This window comes from Agrobacterium sp. LMR679 (assembly GCF_027157905.1).
Lineage (GTDB): Bacteria > Pseudomonadota > Alphaproteobacteria > Rhizobiales > Rhizobiaceae > Agrobacterium > Agrobacterium leguminum.
In genome coordinates this window covers 2,186,325-2,210,791 of record NZ_JAPVOJ010000002.1, presented here as the reverse complement: position 1 = coordinate 2,210,791, position 24,467 = coordinate 2,186,325, and the positions used below count along the sequence as shown (strand labels likewise).

Genomic DNA, 24,467 nt, shown 5'->3' with positions numbered 1-24,467 from the left:
GCGAAATCTAAAATTAATACGAATATTCTGCGAATATACCGGAAAAAATCGACATTAAAACTGCTTATTCACAAAAAACAACACTTTAAAATTCAGAAAATAGTTTCTATTCTCAAATGCTACCCAACCCACGAATGTACATACCAAAATTTTGTTATGACATTACAGTTTGAAAAAAGACGCGCGGCGTGGAAACGATCACCTTGCTCCTTCGGTCGTTTCTGCTAAAAACTTGTAAAAATCACACTTTATCCCCTGCAGCACTCACACGGGTTCCACTTCATGTCAGCCACCAAGCTTGCCATCGTCGGCGTCGGCAAAATCGTTCGCGACCAGCATCTTCCCGCCATTGCAGGCAATCCGGATTTTGAATTGATCTGCACCGCAAGCCGCCACGGCACTGTGGACGGCGTCGCTTCCTATGGCACCATCGAGGCCATGCTGGAGGCTGTGCCCGATATCGATGCGGTATCGCTGTGCATGCCGCCGCAATATCGTTACGAGGCGGCTTATTCGGCGCTGAATGCCGGCAAGCACGTCTTCCTCGAAAAGCCGCCGGGCGCTACCCTTTCGGAAGTGCAGGATCTCATCCGGCTGGCGGACAAGAAGGGCCTTTCGCTGTTTGCAAGCTGGCATTCGCGTTATGCGCCGGCGGTCGAGGCTGCGAAGGCGTTCCTGGCTTCCACGAAAATCGACAGCGTGCATGTCATCTGGAAAGAGGACGTGCGCCACTGGCACCCGAACCAGGCCTGGATCTGGCAGGCGGGCGGTCTCGGCGTGTTCGACCCCGGCATCAACGCGCTTTCGATCATCACCCATATCCTGCCGCGCGCGCTGTTCCTGACCAAGGCCACGCTCGAATTCCCGGAAAACCGCGACGCCCCGATCGCCGCCGACCTGCATTTTTCCGATGTGACGAAAACGCCCGTCCATGCCGAATTCGACTGGCGCCAGACCGGCAAGCAGAGCTGGGATATCGTTGCCGAGACGGCATCGGGACGGATGGTGCTTTCGGAAGGCGGCGCAAAGCTTGCCATCAATGGCGAAGAAAAACTCTCACAGCCGGAGCGGGAATATCCTGCCCTTTACGAGCGTTTCTCGGAAATCATCAAGGCTGGCCGTTCCGATGTCGATCTCGCGCCGCTGACCCACGTAGCCGACGCCTTCCTGCTCGGCCGCCACAAATTCGTAGATTCCTTCTACGACTGAGAGGCAGAAACGCTTCCCGAAGGACAATGCCTCAAAGGGCGCGGCTGACGAAACGGTCGCGCCCTGATTTTTTGGCCTGATACAGCGCTTCGTCGACACTCCGCAGAAGCGTCGCGCGGTCCGCACCAGCCTGCGGGGCAAGTGCGCCACCTATGCTGAGACGGGCGCTGACCTCCTGCCCGTCGACATCGAAAGGTTTGCGAAAGGCGGCAAGCAGCTGATCCGCCTGTCCGTTCAGCACCTCGGCGGTGCCCGGCCGGGGTATGAAAATAGCGAATTCATCGCCGCCCATGCGCACCACGATATCCTCGCCGCGGACCGCATTGCGGATGCGTCCCGCAGCTTCGGTCAGAACACGGTCACCCGCCGGATGGCCGAAAGTATCATTGATCGTCTTGAAACCATCCAGATCGAGATAAAGGACACCGAAGGCCTCGTTTGCACGCAGGGCCGCGCCAAGCTGGTTATCGACAATCGCTTCCAGAGCCTTGCGATTATAAAAACCGGTCAACGGATCGGTCATGGCCGCATCCCGCAATTCGCGTTCCGCCAGACTCATGGTGAAATTGGCCTTCTGAAGCCGTAAAAGCGCGGCAGCCAGCAACGCAAAACGCCTTAGGCTGTCGATTTCCGTAACGGAGAATTTTCTCGGCGCCGTATCGACCAGGCAGAAAGCGCCGACGATGAGGCCCGGCTCCAGCTCGATCGGCGCACCGGCATAGGAACGCAATTCCGGCCCGCCCTTTACATAGGGCATGAAACGGAAATCCGGATGCGCGGTCAGATCGGAGATGACCACCACATCCTGCCTGGTAATGACCCGGTTGCAGATCGAAAGATCACGCGGGCATTCCGAGAGCTCCATTCCCGCCTGTTCGGCGATGTGAAGCCAGTCCTCGTCAATGATATGGACGGCCGCCCGGGGCACACCGAAAACGCCCTGCCCCAATTGCGACAGCACCTTCAGTTCCGGCATTTCGGCATTCTTGAAAGACATGATCGACCGCACCGCGACCAGACGCTCCATTTCCCCGTCCGGCCGTGAAATCGCCTGCCCCATGCTCATGTCCTTCTGCTGTTTCGTCTGCGGCGCCCGCCTTTGACCGGATCAAATGACCCGCCCCACGAAAGCCCACGCCTGTTTCGGAGCTTTCCTTCGGGCGCATAATGCAAAAACCGGCAATTGACGCCACGTGCGAATTTTTGCCGGTCTGTTTGCGTATGGAACCAATCGTGGGGATGCCCAATCGGCGGTGCGATCAGGCCTTCTTCTGCCAGCGGCCCTCAGGCGACTGCTGCCAGTAGGTCAGGGAATGTCCCTCTGTTTTCAGTCTTTTCCAGTGATTCCGCGCCATTTCGAGCTGGTAGGCATCGTATCCGTCGAACATGAATACGATACGTTCATAAGCCTCGACCGCCGGCGGCTCGGCGCCATCGACGAGAAAGCGGACACTTGCCGCATTGGCGTTCTCGTCGGACGCCGTCAGGAGAATCGGCTGGTTTTGCGGTGCGGGCGAAGTATCGGTGGCGTGCGGCAGGAAACTGTCGTCACGAAAGGTCCACAGATGCGTGTCGAGGAAATCACGGCGCTCCTCGCCCACCGTCTGGATCGCGACTTTCCAGCCGCGTTCCAGCGATTTCTCGAGCAAGGGCGGCAACGCATCCTCCAGCTTCGATTCCGTCAGATGGTAAAACAGAATTTCAGTCATCCGCAGACGTGCCGCTCCGCTCGCTTCAATCTTCGTAATGGGCACGAACGAGTTCGTTCAGCAGCCTGACGCCGTAGCCCGATCCCCATGACTGGTTGATCTCGGTCAGCGGCGAACCCATCGCGGTGCCGGCGATATCGAGATGCGCCCAGGAGGTTTCGCCCACGAAACGCTTGAGGAACTGCGCGGCGGTGACGGAGCCCGCCAGACGGCCCGAGCTGTTCTTCATGTCGGCGAATTTGGAATCGATGATCTTGTCGTAATCCTTGCCGAGCGGCATGCGCCACAGTTTTTCGGCCGTCACATCGCCCGCCTGCGCAAGACGCGCCGCAAGCTCGTCGTCATTGGAGAAAAGGCCGGCCTGCAGATTGCCGAGCGCCACCGTGATCGCGCCCGTCAGCGTGGCGAGGTTCACCATGAATTTCGGGTTGAAGCGATCCTTGGTGTACCAGAGCGCATCGGCCAGAACCAGCCGGCCTTCGGCATCGGTATTGATGATCTCGATGGTCTGGCCGGACATGGAGGTGACGATATCGCCCGGACGCTGGGCGTTGCCGTCAGGCATGTTTTCCACGAGGCCGATGACGCCGATCACATTCGCCCTGGCCTTGCGGGCGGCGAGCGCATGCATCAGGCCGGTCACGGCGGCGGCCCCGCCCATGTCGCCCTTCATGTCCTCCATATTGAGGCCGGGCTTCAGCGAAATGCCGCCGGTATCGAAAACGACGCCCTTGCCGACGAAGGCAATCGGTTCATCCTTCTTGTTGCCGCCGTTCCACTGCATCACCGCAAGTCTGGGCGGGCGCGCCGACCCCTGCGCCACGCCGAGAAGCGCATTCATTCCGAGCTTCTTCAGCTCCTTCTCGCCGAGGACTTCCACCTCGACGCCGAGCTTGCGCAGCTCCTCCGCCTTCTCTGCAAATTCGACGGGGCCGAGAGCATTCGGCGGCAGGTTGACGAGATCGCGCGCCAGGGTAACACCGCCCGCAACGGCCTCGGAGACGGCAAAAGCCTTTTCCGCTTCCTGATGGGCGGCCGTAACGATGACGATCTCCACCTTCTTCGGCGTCCTCTCTTCGTCGGACTTTTTCTTGGTCTTGTAGGTATCGAAGCTATAGGCGCGCAGCAGCAGGCCAAGCGCGAAATCCGCAGCCGCCTGCGCACCGACCTCTATGCCCGGCGCATCGAGATAGATGACGACCCTGTCCGCCTTCTTGAAACTGGCGGCGGCGGTGCCGCCGGCCCGCAGCCAGTCATGGGCGACCAGCTTCGACGGTTTGCCCAGGCCGATGACAAGCAGCCGGTCGGCGGCGGAACCCTGCGGGGCGATCACGTCGAGCGTCGTCATGGACTTTGCGGAAAAGCCCGAAATCTTCGCCGCCCTTTCGATCACACCGCCCGGATCGGCCTCGGAGGCGCCGGCGACGGCCTGCGCCTCACCCGAAGCCTGCAGCACAACGGCGAGCGCGTTTTCAAGCGCGGCGGAATTGGCGAAAGAAATATCGAATTTGGCGGACATGTTTTCCTGCTCTTCTTCTACGACTTGCACGATGCGCATGATCATGGCCTTTTCGGCCCCGGGCGCAACCCCGCATTCTTTAAAGGCCTACAGCCGTTAAAGGAAAGGCATTTTTGTGGAATGCGAAATCGCGTCATGAAACCGACAGCTTGTTCCACAAAAAGACACAGGCGATGGAAAAATCATCGCGCAAAACATATTTGTGAGCACGCCGGAATAGCCAATTGCAAACGATGCGATTAGATAGGCGGAAATTCGGCGAGCGATCGCACGGAAAAACAATGTCGAACAGGGCCGTATGAAGCTTCTCGAGAACTATATCCTGCGGCGGACAACGCAGATGTTTCTGGTCGCGCTGCTGCCGGTGCTGGCCATCATCTGGACCATCCAGGTTCTCCAGAGAATCAATCTCGTTACCGATACGGGCCAGTCGATGGGTTCCTTCATGGCGCTCGCGACGATGATCCTGCCGACGCTGATCCCGGTCGTCCTGCCTTTCGCGCTGGTGATCGGCATCACCCAGATCTTCACGACGATGAACAACGATTCCGAGCTTGCCATCATCGATGCGGCCGGATCGCCCCGGTCGATCATGTATCGCCCGGTTCTCATTCTGGCCGCCATTCTGAGCGTGTTTTCCTTCACCATCACCAATTTCATCGAGCCGCCCGCCCGCAGCTCCGCCCGGCAGATGGTGGCCGCCGCCTATGCCGACCTTCTGTCCTCGGTGATCGAGGAAAAGACGTTCCGCACCATTCAGGACGGCCTTTACGTGCAGATCGCCCAGCGGCAGGGCCGTATCCTCAAGGGCCTGTTCGTCGCCGACCGCCGCGATCCGAATTTCGATCTCATCTATTATGCCAAGGAAGGCATGATCGACGAAAGCGGCACGTCGCTGACCATGCGCGACGGCGAAGTGCAGCAGAAGACGCCGGACGGCAAGGTCTCGATCGTCAAGTTCCTGTCCTATGCCTTCGACCTTTCGACCATGTCGGAAAAGCAGGATTCCGAGCCGTCGCTCTCTCCGGGCGATGCCAGCCTCGGTTTCCTTCTCTCGCCCGACGAGAACAATGCGAGCTACAAGCGCTCGCCGGAAGCCTTCCGCAGCGAGCTGCACAAGCGCCTGTCGGACTGGATGTTCGCTTTCTCCTTCGCGCTGATTTCGCTGGTCATCGCCGCCGATGCCCGTTCTCACCGCGAGGCGCGCCTGCATCCGATGGTGGCCGCGCTGGTGACGGCCTTCATGCTGCGGTGGCTTGGTTTTTACGTCACCAATCAGATCAAGCAGAGCGCGGCCTTCATTCCGCTCGTCTATGCCGTTCCGGGCCTCAGCGGCGGCGCCGCCGCCTTCATTCTGCTGACCGGCCGCAAGCCGAAAATGCCGAAAGCCATCGCCGATGCGATGGGTCGTCTGCGCCGTCTCTTCTCCAGCCGGATGACGAAAAGCTCTGGGAGCGGCAACGCATGATTTTCAACACGCTCTCCCGGTATTTCCTGAAGCGATATCTGATCACCGCCATCTGGTTCGTGCTCGGCGTATCCTCGATCATTTACCTTGCCGACTTCAGCGAAACGGCACGGCGCATGTCAGGCCTGCCCGGCTATTCCGTTCCGGCCGCCCTTGGCCTGACGGCGCTTCGCCTGCCGCTGATCCTGCAACAGACCGTGCCCTTCATTGCGCTTTTCGTCGGCATGACGACGCTGATCTCGCTCAACCGGCGTTACGAACTGGTGGTGACGCGCGCCGCCGGCATTTCCGCCTGGCAGTTCATCCTTCCCTTCGTGCTCGGCGCGGTGTTCATCGGCATCCTGTCGGTCACCATCCTCAACCCCATCGCGGCATGGGGTCAGAACAAGTCGCTGGCGATGGAAGCCGGCCTGCGCAACGAAGCAGGCGGCGGCCGCCAGCAGGAGATCGTTCCGTGGATGCGCCAGTCAAGCGGCGGCCAGGATACGATCATCGGCGCCAAGAGCTTCGAGGACAATGGAACGCTGCTTCTCGACGTGGTTCTGATCGACATCGACAAGGACGGAAACATCGTCTCCCGTAAGGATGCGAAGTCGGCTAAATTGGAAGATGGTTACTGGCTTCTTAACGGCGTTTCGGAAACGCGCGCCGGGCATGTGCCAGTTCGGCAAGAAAGCACGCGGATCAGTACCAATCTGAGACGGGAATTCGTCCAGGAGCGCATGACGCAGACGGAAACCGTTGCTTTCTTTGACCTTTCTCACAAGATCGAAGTTGCAAAGTCCTTTGGACTATCTTCGAAGGCGCTTGAGACGCAGTATCATTTCCTGCTATCGACGCCCCTGCTTCTGGTCGCGATGACCTTGATCGCCGCGACCGTTTCATTAAAGTTCAGCCGCTTCGCCCAATCGCGCTCCGTGATTCTGGGTGGAATCGTTTCCGGCTTCGTGCTTTATGTAGTAACCGTGCTTGTAAGGGCATTCGGGAGTGGTGGCGTTGTCCCTCCCACCGTCGCGGTCTGGGTTCCAGTCATCGTGGCGTTGGCTTTGGGGGCAACCATTCTGCTTCATCAGGAGGACGGCTAGTGGCGGTATATGACCGCGGGAATATCAGGCGGCTTTGGACGGCCCTTCTGACAGGTGCCGCTGTGTGCGCGTATTTGGCATCCAGCCCGGTCGCTATCGGCCAGGATGGTTTGCTTGCGTCGGCAAGCCAAGACGATTCGAAACTCCTGCTTACAGCAAATGAACTTACCTATAATCGCGATTCCCAGCGTGTGATCGCGAAGGGCGTGGTTCGCATGAAATATTCGGGCTACCGCATGGTGGCCCAGCAAGTGGAATATAACCAGCAGACCGGCCGCGTGATCGCCCATGGCAACATCGAGCTGATCGAGCCGGGCGGCAACAAGATCTATGCCGACGAGATGGACGTGACCGACGATTTCGGTCAGGGCTTCGTCAATGCGCTGCGCGTCGAGACCACGGACAATACCCGTATTGCCGGTGAAAGCGCCGAGCGCCTCGAAGGCGACCTCATGGTGCTCAACAACGGTGTCTACACCGCGTGTCTGCCCTGCGCCGAGCGGCCCGAAAAGGCGCCGCTGTGGCAGGTCAAGGCCGAGCGCGTCGTTCAGGACGGCAAGACCCATACGGTGCGCTTGGAAAAGGCCCGCCTGCAGCTTTTCGGCCATTCGATCGCCTATCTGCCGTTCCTTACGGTTCCGGACAATACGGTAAAGCGTAAATCCGGCTTCCTGTTCCCGCAGATGAGCATTACCGACAATCTCGGTTTCGGTATCGGTGTCCCCTATTTCCACGTCCTGTCCGACACTTCGGACGTGACCGTCACGCCGACCTATTACACGACGCAGGGTCTGCTGCTGCAGGCGGAATTGCGCCAGCGCTTCGAAACCGGCATGCACACGGTCACGATCGCGGGCATCAGCCAGCAGAAGTCCGAAACCTTCACGGCCGGCACCAGCGACGCCCTCAACGACAATCGCGGCATGATCGCAAGCAAGGGTGATTTCTCGATCAACCCGCGCTGGGCGTTCGGCTGGGATGCCATGGTGCAGACCGACAATAACTTTTCGCGCACCTATGGGCTGAAGGGTTATAAAAACGACGTTCAGACCAACCAGATTTATCTGAACGGTGCGAGCGAGCGTAACAGCTTCGAAGCCCGCGGTTATTATTTCAACGTTCAGGATACGGACAATACCGAAGCCAAGGAACGCAAACAGGCAATCGTCCACCCGGTTGTCGACTATCGTTATTTCGTGCCGGATCCGGTTTATGGCGGCGAACTTTCGCTGACCACCAACCTGACGAGCATCACGCGCCTGCGGCAGGATGCTTACGCGCTTGGCGGTTATCCGCGTTTCAGCGGGCTTGAGGGTGACTATACGCGCCTTTCCACCGAAGCCGAGTGGAAGCGCACCTTCACGATGGACAGCGGCCTGCAGATCACGCCGATCCTTGCCGCGCGCGGCGACGCGCTCTGGACGGACATGTCTCCCGCAGCCTTCACCTCGGGTGGGACCTCCTATGCCTATGAGGGCATGATGCATGACGGCGCGGCTTTCCGCGGCATGGTCACCGGCGGTCTGGAAGTGCGTTACCCCTGGCTGTTCACCGCGCTCAACAGCAGCCACGTGATCGAGCCAATCGCACAGATTTTCGTGCGCCCGAACGAACAATATGCCGGCCGCCTTCCGAACGAGGATGCACAGGCATTCGTCTTCGACGCGACCAACCTGTTCGAACGCGACAAATTCTCCGGTTTCGACCGGATCGAAGGCGGCACGCGCGCCAATATCGGCTTCCGCTATAACGGTACGTTCGACAATGGCTACGGCGTTCGCGCCATTGCCGGCCAGTCCTTCCATCTGGCGGGCGACAATTCCTTCGCCTCCTACGATCTAGTCAATGCAGGCGCCAATTCGGGCCTCGAATCCGACCGTTCGGATTACGTCGCCATGGCCGCTTTCGATGCGCCGATCGGACTTTCGCTGTCGTCGAGCCTGCGTCTCGACAAGGACGATTTCGACATCAACCGCTCGGAAACCGGCATCAGCTATTCGGACCGTCGCCTTACCGGCAAGCTCAGCTATACGCAGGTCAAGGCACAGCCGAAATACGGCTATAACGAAGACCGCGATATCATCCAGGCGTCCGGTTCGCTGCGCATGGACGACAACTGGTCGCTGTTCGGTTCGATCAATTACGATCTCAACGGGAAGTTTGCCGCCGAACGCCGCATCGGCATTGCCTATCAGGATGAGTGCACGATCCTGACGGTCAGCTATTCCGACGAAGGCAATATCAATTCCAGCCGTCAGGCCGCCAATGACTGGTCGATCAATGCCCGTCTGGCCTTCCGTACGCTCGGCGATATCAGCGTCGGTTCAGCCAATGAGGACTGGAACGACATGGATATTGGCTGGAAGCCAAACAACTACTGAGTTTAGAGGCAGGTTACGCAGCATCGTGACCTGCCTTTTTACCATTTGGCCAGTAAAGCCACGGTTTCGCCGCAACAACACGCCAATGTCGGCCGCGCATGGAACCTATCGGGTTTTCTTTCAACAAACCGACACATTGCCGTCTTGCGGATCGCGATGATATATACGTGGCAAATTCGCGGTGCGGATGCACAGTTGCAGGTCTGAAAAGCGGGAGAGTTCAATATTCCCCTCATCAGGCAGAACAGATTGGCGGGACAGGGCAACAGGACCCTGCCCGACGAAAGGGAGAAGGATATGATGAATTTCGGAAAGACGGCTTTGCGTGGCGCTGCTTTCGCCTTTGCGATATTCGCCGTTCCCATGGCCGTTGTGCCCTATGCCGGCCAGGCCTTCGCCGATAGCACCGTCAAGATCGTCGTCAACAAGACCCCCATCACCAATGACGATATTGCCAAGCGCGTCGCCTTCCTCAAGTTGCAGCGCCAGTCCGGCAATCTCAACGAAAAGGCGCGTGAGCAGCTTGTCGACGAAGCGCTGAAGCGCGAGGAAATCGGCCGCGTTAAGATGTCGGTCAGCACCGACGATGTCGATGCGGCCTTCGCACGCTTTGCCGGCAACAACAAGATGACCCCGCAGCAATTGACGAAGGTGCTTGCGCAGGCGGGTGTCGGAGCCGATCATTTCAAGGCCTTCATCGCCGTTCAGATGAGCTGGCCGCGCCTTGTCAACGCCCGTTATGGCGCACGTGGCAAGATGTCGACGCAGGATCTCGTTACCCGACTGAAGGAACGCGGCGACAAGCCCGTCACCACGGAATATTTCCTGCAGCAGGTCATCTTCGTTATCCCGGAATCGAAACGCAACGCCATTACCGGCAAGCGCAAGGCCGAGGCTGAAGCCTCGCGCAAGCGTTACCCCGGCTGCGACCAGGCCATGAGCTTCGCCGCGACCATGCGTGATGTGGCGATCAAGGACCTTGGCCGCATTCTGGCGCCGGAGCTGCCGGAAGACTGGAAGGCGCTGGTGGAGAAGACCAAGGAAGGCGGCACCACCGGTACCCGCGTCACCGAAAAGGGCGTCGAATATCTGGCCATTTGCAAGCAGCGCCAGGTTTCCGACGACTATGCGGCGGAAATGGTGTTCAAGTCCGAAGACCTGATGAAGGCCAAGGACGGCGAAAACCCGAACGAAAAGAAATATATGGATGAGCTGCGCAAGAAGGCGCAGATTGTCAACACCTGATATTGATACGAGAGCCGGGTCTTTCCGTGACATATGCATCCCTGCCGCTTGCCCTGACACAGGGAGATCCAGCCGGTATCGGCCCCGACATCGCCATCACCGCCTGGGCTAAGCGCCGGGAGAACGGCGTGCCGCCCTTCATCTTCATCGGCGATCCCGATGTGGTGGCGAGCCGTGCGGCGCTGATCGGCGTGCCGGTCAATATCGAGACCTGCGATGCGGAAAGCGCCGTCGGCCTGTTCGAACAGGCTTTCCCCATCCTCCCCCTTCCTGTCGGCTTCGAAGTGCAGGCGGGTCAGCCGCATGTCGGAGCGGCGCACGCGACGATCAAGGCCATCGAGACCGCCGTTTCCCTCACGGTCGAGGGCAAGGCTGCGGCCGTCGTCACCAATCCGATCGCGAAATCGGTGCTTTATGAGGCGGGTTTCGGCTTCCCCGGCCATACGGAATTTCTGGCTGATCTCGCCCTGCGCCAGACCGGCGAGCACGTCATCCCGGTGATGATGATTGCCGGCCCCAAGGTCCGCGTCGTCCCGGTGACGATCCATATCCCTGTGAAAGACGTACCGGCCGCTCTCACCGAAGATTTGATCGTCACGACCTGCCGGATCATCGATGCCGATCTCCGGCAGAAATTCGGCATCGAGGCGCCGCGTCTGGCGGTTGCCGGCCTCAACCCGCATGCGGGTGAAGATGGCGCACTCGGCACTGAGGATCGTGATATCGTTCACCCGGCGACCATGCGGTTGCGGAAGGACGGGATCGATGCCTTCGGCCCCCTGCCCGCCGACACCATGTTCCACGATGCCGCCCGCAAGCGATATGACGTGGCGGTGTGCATGTATCACGATCAGGCGCTCATTCCGGCCAAGGCGCTCGGCTTCGACGATTCCGTCAATGTCACGCTCGGCCTGCCCTTCATCCGCACCTCGCCCGACCATGGCACCGCCTTCGGCATTGCCGGCCAGGGCATAGCCAATGAGGCGAGCCTTGTGGCGGCGCTGAAGATGGCGGCGGAGATTTCCCTCCGCAGCCGGGCCAACGCATAATGGCGGCCATCGACGGACTGCCGCCGCTGCGCGATGTCATCCAGCGCCACGGGCTCGACGCGAAGAAATCGCTCGGCCAGAACTTCCTGTTCGACCTCAACCTCACCCAGAAGATCGCAAGGACAGCAGGACCGCTAGACGGCGTGACGGTGATAGAGGTCGGCCCCGGTCCCGGCGGCCTCACCCGCGCCATTCTTTCGCTGGGGGCAAAAAAGGTCATCGCCGTCGAACGCGACAGCCGCTGCCTGCCGGCGCTGGCGGAAATCGAAGCGCATTATCCCGGACGGCTCGAGGTCATAGAGGGCGACGCCCTCAAGACCGATTTCGAGGCTCTGGTTCCCGCCGGCGAACCGGTGCGGATCATCGCCAACCTGCCCTACAATGTCGGCACGCAATTGCTGGTCAACTGGCTGCTGCCGAAACAATGGCCGCCCTTCTGGCTCTCCATGACGCTCATGTTCCAGAAGGAAGTCGGCCAGCGCATCGTGGCCGAAGAAGGCGATAACCATTATGGCCGGCTGGGCGTTCTCGCCGGCTGGCGCACAGTTTCCGAAATGGCCTTCGACGTTCCGCCACAGGCCTTCAGCCCGCCGCCAAAAGTGACCTCCACGGTCGTGCACCTGCTGCCGAAGGACAAGCCGCTGCCCTGCGATGTCGCCAAGCTTGAAAAGGTGACGGAAGCCGCCTTCGGCCAGCGTCGCAAGATGCTGCGCCAGAGCGTGAAAAGCCTTGGCGGCGAAACGCTTCTGGAAAAAGCGGGGATCGATCCCACGCGGCGAGCGGAAACGCTGTCGGTGGAGGAATTCGTCACTTTGGCGAACTGCCTGTAAATCCGTCGTGGAATGTGCCATTCCGAGTAGCGGGACACGCGTTCGTGGAGGCTGCGAATAAAGGAAGAAGTGCGTGGAGAGTGCCGGTTTTCATTACAAGCTCGACATTCCCGCTAAAACGCCCGACTGCGCGGTTGTCTTGCTGCATGGATCGGGACGAACGGAAGACGACCTCATTTCTTTTGGACGTGCCGTCTTTCCTAACGGTGTCTTATACGCGCCGAGAGGCGCCGTTCCCTGGGAAAATGGCTTCGCATTTTTTCGCAGAAAACCAGACAGACAGCTCGATATTGACGACCTCAAACATCGAGCGACCAGCCTCTGCCAGTTCATCGACTTTGTATTTCATGAGACCGGGCAGAGACCCCTCCTCGTTGGATATTCGAACGGCGCGATCATAGCGGCTGAAACCATATGTCTGAATCGGAATTTGTCGAGGGGAGCCATTCTGCTTCGCCCGCTTTCTCCAAGAACGGATCAAGCTCTCCCAAACCTCTCAGGATACCCCATACTCCTGCTCGCCGGCGCCTACGACGAAAGGCGTCACCCCACCGATGCGCCGCATTTGGCCAACCAACTGGCATCGGCCGGTGCGGATGTTGTTCTGCAAACAGTTGATACGGGCCACGGCTGGGCTGAAGACGCCGCAGACGAGCGGCTATCTCGCCAATGGGCGGCAAGTGAACCTATCACCCAGATAACAGCAGCGACTCCCATCGGTTAGCCGAACGTTTTGGAACAGGGCGAGGCCGAGGACTAAACCCAGTTTTCAACTCGCAAGCCCGGCATACGGATGAATTCGCGCATATTATTGGTTACGACGATCAGTCCCTCGCTACGGGCGTGACCACCAATCTGCATATCATGAACGCCGCACGGCGTTCCAACCTTGGCAAGTTCGGCCCTGATCTGGCCGTAATGTGCGGCGCCTTTGTCGGCGAAAGGCAGAACGTCCAAACGCGCGGTAAAATTTTCAATGGCGTTGATGTTTTCCTGGCGCCGGACGGATTTTTCAGCACCATAATAAAGCTCGCCAAGTGTGATGCTCGAAATACACAGTTGATCTGCCAGCGCGTTGAATTTCTCCCGCAGCTCCGGAGGATAAGTCTTCATCACATAGATACATATGTTGGTATCGAGCATATATGTGAGCATCAGAAGGGCTCGCGCTCATCCAATGCAGGCTCTTCGCGAACGGAAAGAAAATCATCCGTTGCGCGTGGTCCGGTCAGAAAGAGATCGTCCCAGCGCTTTCCCTGCGGCACTATAACACGCGCGAGACCGATTTTCAGAACATCGACCTTATGCACGTCATCAGGAAAAGCCACGGCCTTCGGTAGCCTTACAGCTTGACTGCGATTGCTTATAAAAACCGTTGACGTTGCCATTGTCGGAGCCTCGTATATCCTGCCGGGATATACATAACGCCTAACCGCTTCGATTTCAAGATTTTGGGGCCGGTAGCCAGACGCTACCCTCCATCAGAGCTTCGGCTCTTCCTCGAGCAACGCCCGCACGAAATCGAACATGCCATGGCGGCGGTCGCGGCGGACGCGTTCGGCCTTCACGATGGCTTCGACGGCCTCGAAGGCGGCCTGCAGGTCGTCATTGAGGATGACATAGTCATAGTCGCGCCAGTGCTCGATCTCGGCACGGGAATTGAGGAGCCGGGTCTTGATGACCTCTTCGGTGTCTTCGGCGCGGCGATGCAGGCGCGATTGAAGTTCGGTCATGGTCGGCGGCAGGATGAAGATCGAAACGACGTCCGCCTTCATCTTGTCCTGAAGCTGCTCGGCGCCCTGCCAGTCAATATCGAACAGCATGTCGCGACCGGCAGCCATGGCATCTTCCACCGGCCCACGCGGCGTGCCGTAAAAATTGCCGTGAACCTCTGCCCATTCCAGCAGCGCATCGCTATCGCGCAGGCGCTCGAATTCACGCGTGGAAATGAAATGGTAGTGAATGCCGTCAATCTCGCTCTGGCGACGCGGACGCGTCGTGACGCTGACAGACAGACCTATATTCTTGTCCTTGTCGAGCAGGTTGCGCGCAATCGTGGATTTGCCCGCGCCCGATGGCGAAGAAATCACCAGCATCAACCCTCTGCGGGCAATCGTGACGGGAGAATTATTCACCGGGACCATGGGGTCTACTCCAGATTTTGGACCTGCTCGCGGAACTGGTCGATCACCACTTTCAGCTCTATGCCTGCTGCGGTTACCGCACTGGCGTTCGATTTGGAACAGATTGTATTCGACTCGCGGTTAAATTCCTGTGCAAGAAAATCGAGCTTGCGCCCTACCGGCCCGCCATTGGCCAAAAGCTCCCGCGACGCCTGAACATGGGCGTGCAGCCGGTCGATCTCTTCGCGCAGATCTGCCTTGGTCGCGAGCAGCGCCGCCTCGGCATGCAGCCGGTCACGGTCGAGACCATGCAAGCCGTCGCCGATGAGGGCGATCTGCTGGGCGAGCCGTGCCGCGATCTGTTCCGGCTGGCGGGAAGGATCGTTTTCAATGATGTCCGCGAGCTGCTCGATCCGGTTGATATGACCGGACAGGATCGCAAACAGCGACGCCCCTTCCCGTTCGCGCATATCCTTCAGCTTCTCGACGGCGGCAGCGAAGCCGGCAAGCACATCGCCGTTGCGTGCGGCCTGCGCCTCCGCGTCATCTTCCGCCTCGCGAAAATCGACGAGCCCGCGCAGCGTGAGCAGCGTGTCGAAACTCAGCGGCTTGTCTTCCACCACATCGCCAAGCTCCTTCTTCAGCGCCAGAACCGCCGCCAGAGCATCGCGGTTGATCACCGCCTCCAGCCGGTTTTCCGCAATCGCCAGCGTCAGACCCGCCTGGATATTGCCGCGGGAAAGATGCTCGCCTGCGATTTCGCGCAGGGCCGTTTCCAGCGCTTCAAGACCGGTGGGCAGACGCAGGCGCACATCGAGCCCCTTGCCGTTCACAGAGCGCAATTCCCACGCCCAGCGGTAACGGCCGGAGGTTCCTTCGCTGCGTGCGAAGCCGGTCATCGATTGCAATGTCATATCTGGAAGCCCCCCGTCATGCTGTGCAAAACCGGGCCCGTGCGGATCGCAGGGCCCGGTCAGGATTATCAATTATTGGCCGGCTTTTCCGCCTCGGCCCCGCCCGGCTGACCATCCACGACAACATCGGGATTGGCGCCGGAGGCCGCCTTTTCGGCCTCAATCTTGCGCCAGCGGCGCACATTGGCGTTATGTTCTTCAAGCGTCTTTGCAAACACATGGCCGCCGGTGCCATCGGCAACGAAATAAAGGTCATCCGTGCGCCATGGATTGGCCACGGCCTCAAGCGCCGCCCGACCCGGATTGGCGATGGGCGACGGCGGCAGGCCCTTGATGACATAGGTGTTGAACGGCGTCTGCTTTTGCAGGTCCGACTGATAGATCGGGCGGTCCGACGGTTTGCCGTCGCCACCGAACAGGCCGTAGATGATCGTCGGGTCGGATTGCAGGCGCATGCCCTTCTTCAGACGGTTGTAGAACACCGAAGCGACATGGGCGCGCTCGTCATCCTTGCCGGTTTCCTTCTCGACAATCGAGGCGAGCGTCACGAATTCCTCGATGGTCTTGATCGGAAGGTCCGGATCGCGCCGTTCCCAGATCATATTGATCAGCTTGTCCTGCGCCGCGCTCATCTGGTTGATGATTTCTTCGCGCTTGGTGCCGCGGGTGAAGCGGTAGGTATCGGGGCGCAGGCTGCCTTCCGGCGGCAGGGCCGAGGGCAATTCGCCATCCAGCACTTCATCCGCTCCAAGGCGCGCGAACATCTGCTTCACGGTCAGGCCTTCCGGCAACGACACGGAATAAAGGATCGACTTGCCGGACTCCAGCAGCATCATGATGTCCTTCATCGATGCGCCGGCCTTGATCTCATATTCGCCGGCCTTCAGCGTCTGGTCCTTTTGCAGGTAGCTGCCGGTCATCAGGCGGAAGACACGGGCGTTGGAGATGACCTCGTTACGCTCGAGATTATTGGCGATCTCGATAATGCCGGCGCCGTTGCGCACCGTGAAATGCGTGTTCGTCTGAAGCGGACCGGGCTCCTGGAACGCATCGATCATGTAATAGAAAGCGGCAATCGCCAGCACACAGACGGCAACCGCAAGCGTCATCAGAAAATTCAGAAAGATCACAAGCTGGCCATGGGCCTTGCGGGAGCGCTTGGGCGGAGCCGGCACTTTTTCCGGCCGCAGTGCTTCCGTCGGGGATTTCGGAATGATCGGGCCGCGATTGCCTTCGCCCGCGCCGTTTTGTCCGTATGGTCCCTGGCTGTTCTGGTTCGTGTCGCTCACCGTCGGTCCTTTTCAGTTCGGCGTTGTCAGCGCTTTTTGCGCAGGTAATGCGGCAAAAACAGGTTCGGAATGTCTTCCTGCACCACATAGAGATATCGTGAAGCCTTGCTATTCCGCTTCACGAACATCGTTTCGGACAAAGCCGATGGAGGAAGCAGCTTGCGGCCGGAAATTACCCCGAACCGGCAAACGCTTCCCATAAACGACTACAATATCGGCGCGAAAACCGGAATGGCTTTCGCAAGCCGCAATGCGTTCTTCAAAGGAAAGAACGTCCTTTGTTAGCACCCGGTGGAAGGGCGCCAGCGGCGGCAGAGCCGCCGCCGCAATTATGCTTCGTAACGACGCAGCACGAGGGAGGCGTTGGTGCCGCCGAAGCCGAAGGAGTTCGAGAGCGCCACATCGACCTGCCGCTTGCGCGCCTTGTGCGGCACGAGATCGATCTTCGTCTCCACATCGGGATTGTCGAGGTTCAGCGTCGGCGGAACGATGTTGTCGCGGATCGCAAGCGTCGCGAAGATTGCCTCGATAGCGCCCGCCGCACCGAGAAGATGGCCCGTGGCCGACTTGGTGGAAGACATGGAGATCTTCGAGGCCGATTCGCCGACAAGCCGCTCGACCGCGCCAAGCTCGATGGTATCGGCCATGGTCGAGGTGCCGTGAGCATTGATGTAATCGATATCGTCAGGCGTGAGACCCGCGCGCTTCAGCGCCATCGACATGCAGCGATAGGCGCCTTCACCGTCCTCGGACGGTGCGGTGATGTGATAGGCATCACCCGAAAGGCCATAACCGACGACTTCCGCATAAATCTTCGCGCCGCGCGCCTTGGCATGTTCCAGTTCTTCCAGAACGACGATGCCCGCACCCTCGCCCATGACGAAACCATCGCGGTCACGGTCATAGGGGCGCGAGGCCTTTTCCGGATTGTCGTTATGCTGGGTGGAGAGCGCCTTGCAGGCGGCGAAGCCGGCAAGCGCGATGCGGCAGACCGGCGACTCGGCGCCACCGGCGACCATGACGTCGGCATCGCCGAGCGCGATCAGACGGGCGGCGTCGCCAATGGCGTGCGCGCCGGTCGAGCAGGCCGTCACCACGGCATGGTTCGGTCCGCGCAGCTTGTGGCGGATGGAAACCTGGCCGGATACGAGGTTGATCAGGCGGCCGGGAATGAAGAATGGAGAAATGCGCCGCGGGCCCTTGTCGCGCAGCGTATAGCCCGCCTCGACAATGCCTTCCAGGCCGCCGATGCCGGAGCCGATCAGAACGCCGGTGGCGATCTGGTCCTCGTCCGTTTCCGGATGCCAGTCCGCGTCGGCAAGCGCCATGTCGGCGGCAGCCATGCCGTACAGGATGAAAGGATCGATCTTGCGCTGTTCCTTGGGTTCCATCCAGTCATCGGCATTGAAGGTGCCGTTGGAACCATCGCCCACAGGAATACGGCAGGCGATCTTTGCCGGAAGGTCTTCGACTTCGAATTCAGTCACGAGACGGGCGCCGTTCTGGCCGGCCAGCAGCCGCTCCCAGGTCACTTCCGTCCCACATCCAAGAGGAGATACCATGCCGGTACCGGTGATAACGACACGCCTCATCGCCAATGCTCCGCCCTTATCCAAATCATCGGTCTTCATGCAACGCCGGACATCAGGAGATGTTCATCGGATGCTGCAGTATTTCAAATCTCAGCATGACGGTTGTGAGCGCCGTTTCCGGCCCGCGACCCCATGCATTGCCCGGAACACACACCGTCAGCGGGCATGTTACCGTCTGCCTATAAAACATTGGCCCGGACGAGCCGGGCCAAGGACGGGAGGATATTGCACCTCCCCCATCAAGGTCGATCAGGCCTGGGCCTTCTCGATGAACTTTACGGCGTCGCCGACGGTCAGGATCGAGTCAGCTGCGTCGTCGGGGATTTCAACGCCGAATTCTTCTTCGAAAGCCATGACCAGTTCAACGGTGTCGAGCGAATCAGCGCCCAGATCGTCAATGAAGCTGGCGCCTTCGACAACCTTGTCGGCGTCAACGCCAAGATGATCAATTACAATTTTCTTTACGCGTTCTGCGATATCGCTCATGTCGGTTTCCTCGACCTTTATTTTGAAGGGAATGCCTTGCGGCACCCTGCCCTGTTAGAAGCCCTCATGCGCCGTTCAAATCCGGCACTGCTGGCAAACCCGTTCAACCCGGTCCAAGCTAGACATCGTCACGCAAAATCGCAACGGCTTCCTGTCTCTCCGGGACGACTGTTCACAGTCTTGGCCCGCTTAACATGGTTTCAATCGGTCGAAAAGCCTGAAAACGCGCTAAGCACAGCGTATGACAGGCAATTTCGCCGAAAACCAGTCGGCGGGGCCTTGCGGCGCCAGCTACCCAAGAAGGTGCTTAAACAGCGCCGCAATCCTTTTCATGACGGCCTCAGGCGCCGTCAGATCATCGCCATGCCGCCGTTGACGTGCAGTGTCTGGCCGGTCATGTAGCCCGCCTCGTTGGAGGCGAGATAAAGAACGGCCGAGGCGACTTCGGCACCGGTTCCCATGCGCTTCATGGGAATGGCGCCCATGATGGCGTCTTTCTGCTTGTCGTTCAGCTTGCCGGTCATCGCGCTTTCGATGAAGCCCGGCGCCACGCAGTTGACGGTGACGTTGCGGGTGGCGATTTCCTGGGCCAGCGACTTCGAAAAACCGATCATGCCGGCCTTGGAGGCGCAGTAGTTGGCCTGGCCGGGATTGCCGGTAACGCCGACGATGGAGGTGATGTTGATGATGCGGCCGAAACGGCGGCGCATCATCGGATGCGTCAGCTCGCGCGTCAGGCGGAACATCGCCGTCAGGTTCACTTCGATGACGTTGTCCCAGTCCTCGTCGCTCATGCGCACGAAGAGGCCGTCCTTGGTGATCCCGGCATTGTTGACGAGGATATCGACGCCTTCCAGCTCGGCTTCGGCCTTTTCGCCGAGCGCCTTGACCTCGGCGCGGTCGGCAAGGTTAGCCGGGAAAATCTTGACGCGTTCGCCAAGTTCCGCCGCCAGCGCTTCGAGCTTTTCAACGCGGGTGCCGTGCAGGCCGACGGTTGCGCCCTGGCTGTGCAGAAGGCGGGCGATTTCTTCGCCGATGCCGCCGGTCGCGCCGGTTACGAGAGCCTTGCGGCCTGTCAGATCAAACATGTCCTATTCCTTCTTTAGAGCTTCGGACTGAAAATGTTCAGCGCAGTTGCGCCCGATGAATGCGGCAGCCGGAATGTCCGTCTCAGCCGATGAGGGTGGCAAGAAGCTGGTCGATATCGGCAGCGCCGTTGACGGCAACGCCGTTCACCGTCTTGTCGATGCGGCGGGCAAGGCCCGTCAGCACCTTGCCGGAGCCGATCTCGTAAAGCTGCGTGACATTGTTGGCGGCGAACCATTCCACCGTCTCGCGCCAGCGCACCTGACCCGTCACCTGCTCGACCAGCAAAGCGGCGATCTCATTGGCATCGGAAACGGGGGCGGCGCGCACATTGGCGATAACCGGCACGACCGGATTGTGCTTTTCCACGGCCGCCAGCGCCTCGCGCATGGCTTCCGCCGCCGGCGCCATCAGCGCGGAGTGGAAGGGGGCGGAAACCGGCAGCATGATGGCGCGCTTGGCGCCCTTTTCGGAAGCGATCGCCGCCGCCTTCTCGACGGCGGCCTTGCCGCCGGAGATGACGAGCTGACCGCCGCCATTGTCGTTGGCGATCTGGCAGACGCCGAGAATGCCGGCTTCCCCGCAGATGGCGGAAACGGCATCGTGCTCGAGCCCGATGATCGCCGCCATGGCGCCCTCGCCCACCGGCACGGCGGCCTGCATGGCGTTGCCGCGGATGCGCAGAAGACGGGCGGTATCGGCAACCGAGAAGGTGCCGGCGGCACAGAGCGCCGAATATTCGCCGAGCGAATGGCCGGCGACATAAGAAACCGTATCGGACAGTTTGAAGCCGCGCGCTTCGAGAACCCGCATGACCGCCATGGACACCGCCATGAGGGCCGGCTGGGCGTTGGCGGTCAGCGTCAGCGTCTCTTCCGGGCCGTTCCACATGATATCGGAAAGCTTCTGGTCGAGCGCCTCGTCGACTTCCTGAAACACGGCGCGCGCTTCCGGATAGGTATCCGCCAGCTCCTTGCCCATGCCGACGGCCTGGCTTCCCTGTCCGGGAAATGTGAATGCAATACCCATGGGATGTCGTCCTTCTTGTCTGGCCTTGCCTTTATTCTTTCGGACTTCCATTCACATTCCCGCCAGCGAAGTCAAGGCTTGAAGCCCCATGGCAGGCCCATGTCAGGGGTTTTGCCGTCCTGTTTTCCCCTTTCTTTTCATCATATTTTTTCTTGCACTGCGGCAATTCCCCATTACTTTCACACCACCTTCCAAACTATCTGGCCAAGCACCGGGACATTTCCATGAAACAGAGACTATTGGGCCGCACGGATATTTCCGTGTCTGAAATCTGCCTCGGCACGATGACGTGGGGCACGCAGAACACCGAAGCCGACGCGCATGCGCAGATGGATTACGCCGTCGAAAACGGCGTCAATTTCTTCGATACGGCAGAACTCTACCCCACCACCCCCGTTTCCGCCGAGACCCAGGGCCGAACGGAAGATTATATCGGCACATGGTTCGAAAAGACCGGCAAGCGCGATCAGGTCGTGCTCGCCACCAAGGTCGCCGGTTCGGGACGCGATTATATTCGCGGCGGTCGCGATATCGACGCTGCCGCCATCCGCGAGGCGGTGGATACCAGCCTCAAGCGCCTGAAGACGGATTACATCGACCTCTACCAGATTCACTGGCCGAACCGCGGCACCTATCATTTCCGCGGCGTCTGGAGCTTCGACGCCTCCGGTCAGGAAAAGCAGCGCACGCTCGCCGAAATCACCGAAAAGCTCGAAACGCTTGGCGAACTGGTGAAGGCCGGCAAGATCCGCGCCATCGGCCTTTCCAACGAGAGCGCCTGGGGCACGCAGAAATATATCGACATCGCCAAGGCCAACGGCCTGCCGCGCGTCGCCACGATCCAGAACGAATATAACCTGCTCTACCGCAGTTTCGATCTCGATATGGCGGAAGTCGCCCATCACGAGGATGTCGGCCTGCTCGCCTATTCGCCGCTGGCGGCGGGTCTTCTGACCGGCAAATACCAGAATGGCGCGCGCCCGGCGGGATCGCGCGGCACCATCAACAGAGACCTCGGCGGCCGCCTGCAGCCGCTTCAGGAAGCGCCGGTCAAGGCCTATCTGGAGCTCGCCGCACAGCATGGAATCGATCCGGCAAAGCTCGCCATCGCCTTCTGCCTGACACGTCCCTTCATGGCCTCGGCCATCATCGGCGCGACGACGATCGAACAGTTGAAGGTGGATATTGCGGCTGCGGATGTGACGTTGTCGGAAGAGGTACTAAAAGGGATTGCGGCGATCCATCGCCAATATCCGATGGCGATCTGACGGCTCTACGGCGCGCTTTTTCACCGCTTGCCCTTGCATTCCGGGCAAAATTGCGTATAAGCGCGCTGTTCACAACACCCGGTCCAATTGGCTGGTGGCTGAACGGAGGGCTGGTTCCGGTAACGGAACAGCAGGAACCATAAGGTTTTTCCGGCCTCCCGTGTCTCCGCTCTCGACCGTCTCGAACAACGCTTTTCTTGCTTCAAGGCCTTACCGCCTTACCCAAGAGCAGTCGTTGAGGCTTAGCGCCGTTGCCGGGTGAAGGACGAAACGCAAGAAAGGCAAAGCTTAAATGGCTCTTTACGAACACATCTTCCTTGCCCGGCAGGATATTTCTGCCCAGCAGGTCGACGCACTTGTCGAGCAGTACAAGGGCGTTATCGGATCGTTCGGCGGCAAAGTCGGACGCATCGAGAACTGGGGTCTGAAGTCCCTCACCTACCGCATCAAGAAGAACCGCAAGGCTCACTACGCTCTCATGGACATCGACGCTCCGGCGGCCGCCATCCATGAAGTCGAGCGCCAGATGCGCATCAACGAAGACGTTCTTCGCTACATGACCATCGCCGTCGAAGCCCACGAAGAAGGCCCGTCCGCGATGATGCAGAAGCGCGACCGTGACGACCGTCCGCGCCGCGATGGCGACCGTCCGGACCGTGGCCCGCGTGAAGATCGTGGCCCGCGCGCACCGCGCGAAGGTGGCTTCGGCGACCGCGAAGACCGTCCGCGCCGTCCGCGCGAAGACCGTGCATAAGAAGGAGTTTTGACCAATGGCTGACGCATCCTCTTCCCAGGCACGCCGCCCGTTCCACCGCCGTCGCAAGACGTGCCCCTTCTCCGGCGCCAACGCTCCGAAGATCGACTACAAGGACGTACGTCTGCTGCAGCGCTACATTTCCGAGCGCGGCAAGATCGTTCCGTCCCGCATCACGGCCGTTTCCCAGAAGAAGCAGCGCGAACTCGCCCAGGCGATCAAGCGCGCCCGCTTCCTCGGCCTGCTGCCCTACGTCGTAGCGTAATGAATTGAAGCGAGGCCGCGTCTCGGCGCGGCCTCGTTTTATCTCCTTTGAAGCAACTGACTTTTAATCAGTAGGTTGCGAGTTCAAATCCTTCCGCGTTGGGCGCGGATCGATACCGTAAAACCCATGTTGGGGATGAGGCTCCATGGAGCGATCCTCTAACTGCTTTCGTTTCAGCAGGACAGCGAAGTGCAAAAGTTGAACCAGACAGTGCTGATCACCGGCGTTCTCGCCGGCATATGCGCCGCGTTTTTGACGCTTGGCGCAACGGCACAGTCGTCCTTTTCCTTCCTGCTCTATGCCGGTTCCGCCATGCCGATCCTGATCGCCGGCATGGGCTGGGGCAATCGCGCCGCCATCGTCGCGATCATCACCACGGCCATCATCGGCGCTCTCGTCATGTCGCCGCTGTTTGCGCTGACCATCGCGATCTTCACGCTGATCCCGGCGGGCTGGCTTTCGCATCTCGCCAATCTGGCGCGCCCGGCTTCCGAACTCGGCGGCCCGGATGATCTGCTCGCCTGGTATCCGCTCTCCGGCATCGTCCTGCACCTGTGCATTCTGGTCTCCATCGCCGTCGTCATTCTCGGCTGGATGATCGGTTACGGTCCCGATCTCGTCGCCCGCATGGTCGATATCATGATGACCTCGGTGCAGAACCGCGAGCCGCTGTTCGAACCCAATGCCGAGGCGCTCGCCCAGACGAAATCGCTGCTGGTGCTGATGCTGCCGATCGTGCAGGGCGGTCTGTGGGTCATCCTTCTGTTTGCGGCCTATTATTTCGCGACGCGTCTGGTCGGCTCCTTCGGCAAGGGCCTTCGCCCGCGCGAGGATATTGCCTCCGCGCTGCGCATGCACCGCAACGCCATCTTCATTTTTCTGGCCGGTATCGTCGCCATGTTCCTCGGCGGTGTCGCGGCCATGGTCGGCGCGGTCATCTGCGGCACCTTCGGCGCGGGCTTCCTGATGGCGGGTTACGCCTCGCTGCACAAACGAGCGCGTGGAAAGGACTGGCGGCTGCCGGTTCTCATCCTCGCTTATCTCTCGGCGGTCTTTGTCTTTCCGCTGTTCATCATTCTCGTGTTCGGCCTGAGCGACGTGCGCAGCACGATCTCTCTTACTCCGACGCGGAAAACCGACAATACGAACGAAACCAAACCATAGAA

Annotated in this window: 24 protein-coding genes; 12 read left to right on the top strand and 12 right to left on the bottom strand. The window is 59.8% G+C overall.

Annotated elements, in window-relative coordinates; genetic code table 11:
• Nucleotides 1-282 precede the first annotated feature (282 nt).
• Complete coding sequence (locus tag O3W47_RS21465; protein WP_269314562.1) at nucleotides 283-1,209, top strand: Gfo/Idh/MocA family protein; 927 nt, start codon at nucleotides 283-285, stop codon at nucleotides 1,207-1,209.
• A gap of 31 nt (nucleotides 1,210-1,240) precedes the next feature.
• On the opposite strand, the gene O3W47_RS21460 is transcribed toward O3W47_RS21465, so the two are convergent.
• The 3 genes from O3W47_RS21460 to O3W47_RS21450 all read right to left on the bottom strand — a co-directional run bounded on the left by O3W47_RS21460 (nucleotide 1,241) and on the right by O3W47_RS21450 (nucleotide 4,437).
• Nucleotides 1,241-2,269, bottom strand: coding sequence for a sensor domain-containing diguanylate cyclase (locus O3W47_RS21460; RefSeq protein WP_080818757.1), 1,029 nt, complete (start codon nucleotides 2,267-2,269; stop codon nucleotides 1,241-1,243).
• A gap of 199 nt (nucleotides 2,270-2,468) precedes the next feature.
• Nucleotides 2,469-2,918, bottom strand: a complete 450-nt coding sequence (locus O3W47_RS21455) for a DNA polymerase III subunit chi (RefSeq protein WP_003520745.1) — start codon at nucleotides 2,916-2,918, stop codon at nucleotides 2,469-2,471.
• Between the two features lie 25 nt (nucleotides 2,919-2,943).
• Nucleotides 2,944-4,437: a leucyl aminopeptidase gene (locus O3W47_RS21450; protein ID WP_269314871.1), complete on the bottom strand. Its 1,494-nt coding sequence runs from the start codon at nucleotides 4,435-4,437 to the stop codon at nucleotides 2,944-2,946.
• Between the two features lie 298 nt (nucleotides 4,438-4,735).
• Here O3W47_RS21450 and O3W47_RS21445 point away from each other — a divergent pair, with 298 nt between their 5' ends.
• The 7 genes from O3W47_RS21445 (at nucleotide 4,736) to O3W47_RS21415 (ending at nucleotide 13,219) form a co-directional block, all read left to right on the top strand.
• A complete protein-coding gene (locus tag O3W47_RS21445) occupies nucleotides 4,736-5,905 on the top strand; it encodes an LptF/LptG family permease (RefSeq protein WP_269314561.1) in 1,170 nt (389 codons plus the stop codon).
• Nucleotides 5,902-6,990 (top strand): LPS export ABC transporter permease LptG, encoded by a 1,089-nt coding sequence (lptG, locus tag O3W47_RS21440; RefSeq protein ID WP_003520741.1) that lies wholly within the window; start codon nucleotides 5,902-5,904, stop codon nucleotides 6,988-6,990. The genes O3W47_RS21445 and lptG overlap by 4 nt, the downstream gene beginning before the upstream one ends.
• Complete coding sequence (locus tag O3W47_RS21435) at nucleotides 6,990-9,371, top strand: LPS-assembly protein LptD (protein ID WP_065654082.1); 2,382 nt, start codon at nucleotides 6,990-6,992, stop codon at nucleotides 9,369-9,371. Before lptG ends, O3W47_RS21435 begins: the two co-directional genes overlap by 1 nt.
• Nucleotides 9,372-9,668: 297 nt before the next feature.
• Nucleotides 9,669-10,616, top strand: a complete 948-nt coding sequence (locus tag O3W47_RS21430) for a SurA N-terminal domain-containing protein (RefSeq protein WP_003520739.1) — start codon at nucleotides 9,669-9,671, stop codon at nucleotides 10,614-10,616.
• Between the two features lie 26 nt (nucleotides 10,617-10,642).
• Nucleotides 10,643-11,665, top strand: a complete 1,023-nt coding sequence (pdxA, locus tag O3W47_RS21425) for a 4-hydroxythreonine-4-phosphate dehydrogenase PdxA (RefSeq protein ID WP_269314560.1) — start codon at nucleotides 10,643-10,645, stop codon at nucleotides 11,663-11,665.
• Nucleotides 11,665-12,495: a 16S rRNA (adenine(1518)-N(6)/adenine(1519)-N(6))-dimethyltransferase RsmA gene (gene rsmA, locus O3W47_RS21420; protein ID WP_020810685.1), complete on the top strand. Its 831-nt coding sequence runs from the start codon at nucleotides 11,665-11,667 to the stop codon at nucleotides 12,493-12,495. The genes pdxA and rsmA overlap by 1 nt, the downstream gene beginning before the upstream one ends.
• Before the next feature lie 73 nt (nucleotides 12,496-12,568).
• Nucleotides 12,569-13,219, top strand: coding sequence for an alpha/beta hydrolase (locus tag O3W47_RS21415; RefSeq protein WP_269314559.1), 651 nt, complete (start codon nucleotides 12,569-12,571; stop codon nucleotides 13,217-13,219).
• A 32-nt stretch (nucleotides 13,220-13,251) separates the two neighbouring features.
• On the opposite strand, the gene vapC is transcribed toward O3W47_RS21415, so the two are convergent.
• The 9 genes from vapC to fabD all read right to left on the bottom strand — a co-directional run bounded on the left by vapC (nucleotide 13,252) and on the right by fabD (nucleotide 21,014).
• Nucleotides 13,252-13,650, bottom strand: coding sequence for a type II toxin-antitoxin system tRNA(fMet)-specific endonuclease VapC (gene vapC, locus O3W47_RS21410; protein ID WP_269314558.1), 399 nt, complete (start codon nucleotides 13,648-13,650; stop codon nucleotides 13,252-13,254).
• Nucleotides 13,650-13,883, bottom strand: coding sequence for a type II toxin-antitoxin system VapB family antitoxin (gene vapB, locus O3W47_RS21405; protein ID WP_031233980.1), 234 nt, complete (start codon nucleotides 13,881-13,883; stop codon nucleotides 13,650-13,652). Before vapB ends, vapC begins: the two co-directional genes overlap by 1 nt.
• A 93-nt stretch (nucleotides 13,884-13,976) precedes the next feature.
• A complete protein-coding gene (gmk, locus tag O3W47_RS21400; protein ID WP_080817281.1) occupies nucleotides 13,977-14,639 on the bottom strand; it encodes a guanylate kinase in 663 nt (220 codons plus the stop codon).
• A 5-nt stretch (nucleotides 14,640-14,644) separates the two neighbouring features.
• A complete protein-coding gene (locus O3W47_RS21395; protein WP_125145877.1) occupies nucleotides 14,645-15,532 on the bottom strand; it encodes a YicC/YloC family endoribonuclease in 888 nt (295 codons plus the stop codon).
• A gap of 68 nt (nucleotides 15,533-15,600) precedes the next feature.
• Nucleotides 15,601-16,821, bottom strand: coding sequence for an endolytic transglycosylase MltG (gene mltG / locus O3W47_RS21390; RefSeq protein WP_269314557.1), 1,221 nt, complete (start codon nucleotides 16,819-16,821; stop codon nucleotides 15,601-15,603).
• 329 nt (nucleotides 16,822-17,150) lie between these two features.
• Nucleotides 17,151-18,413: a beta-ketoacyl-ACP synthase II gene (gene fabF, locus O3W47_RS21385; protein ID WP_003520727.1), complete on the bottom strand. Its 1,263-nt coding sequence runs from the start codon at nucleotides 18,411-18,413 to the stop codon at nucleotides 17,151-17,153.
• Between the two features lie 249 nt (nucleotides 18,414-18,662).
• Nucleotides 18,663-18,899, bottom strand: a complete 237-nt coding sequence (locus tag O3W47_RS21380; RefSeq protein WP_003502080.1) for an acyl carrier protein — start codon at nucleotides 18,897-18,899, stop codon at nucleotides 18,663-18,665.
• Nucleotides 18,900-19,249: 350 nt separating this feature from the next.
• A complete protein-coding gene (fabG, locus tag O3W47_RS21375; protein WP_003520726.1) occupies nucleotides 19,250-19,987 on the bottom strand; it encodes a 3-oxoacyl-[acyl-carrier-protein] reductase in 738 nt (245 codons plus the stop codon).
• Between the two features lie 82 nt (nucleotides 19,988-20,069).
• A complete protein-coding gene (gene fabD / locus O3W47_RS21370; RefSeq protein WP_137003252.1) occupies nucleotides 20,070-21,014 on the bottom strand; it encodes an ACP S-malonyltransferase in 945 nt (314 codons plus the stop codon).
• Nucleotides 21,015-21,238: 224 nt separating this feature from the next.
• Between fabD and O3W47_RS21365 the strand changes: the two genes are divergently transcribed.
• The 4 genes from O3W47_RS21365 to O3W47_RS21350 all read left to right on the top strand — a co-directional run bounded on the left by O3W47_RS21365 (nucleotide 21,239) and on the right by O3W47_RS21350 (nucleotide 24,465).
• Nucleotides 21,239-22,282 carry an aldo/keto reductase gene (locus O3W47_RS21365; protein ID WP_269314556.1) on the top strand — a complete coding sequence of 348 codons (1,044 nt, stop codon included), beginning with the start codon at nucleotides 21,239-21,241 and terminating at the stop codon, nucleotides 22,280-22,282.
• A gap of 292 nt (nucleotides 22,283-22,574) precedes the next feature.
• Entirely contained in the window at nucleotides 22,575-23,036 is a 462-nt protein-coding gene (gene rpsF / locus O3W47_RS21360) for a 30S ribosomal protein S6 (RefSeq protein ID WP_269314555.1), read from the top strand.
• 16 nt (nucleotides 23,037-23,052) lie between these two features.
• A complete protein-coding gene (gene rpsR / locus O3W47_RS21355; protein WP_003502063.1) occupies nucleotides 23,053-23,301 on the top strand; it encodes a 30S ribosomal protein S18 in 249 nt (82 codons plus the stop codon).
• A gap of 189 nt (nucleotides 23,302-23,490) precedes the next feature.
• Complete coding sequence (locus tag O3W47_RS21350; RefSeq protein ID WP_080852341.1) at nucleotides 23,491-24,465, top strand: DUF2232 domain-containing protein; 975 nt, start codon at nucleotides 23,491-23,493, stop codon at nucleotides 24,463-24,465.
• The last annotated feature ends 2 nt before the right edge of the window (nucleotides 24,466-24,467 follow it).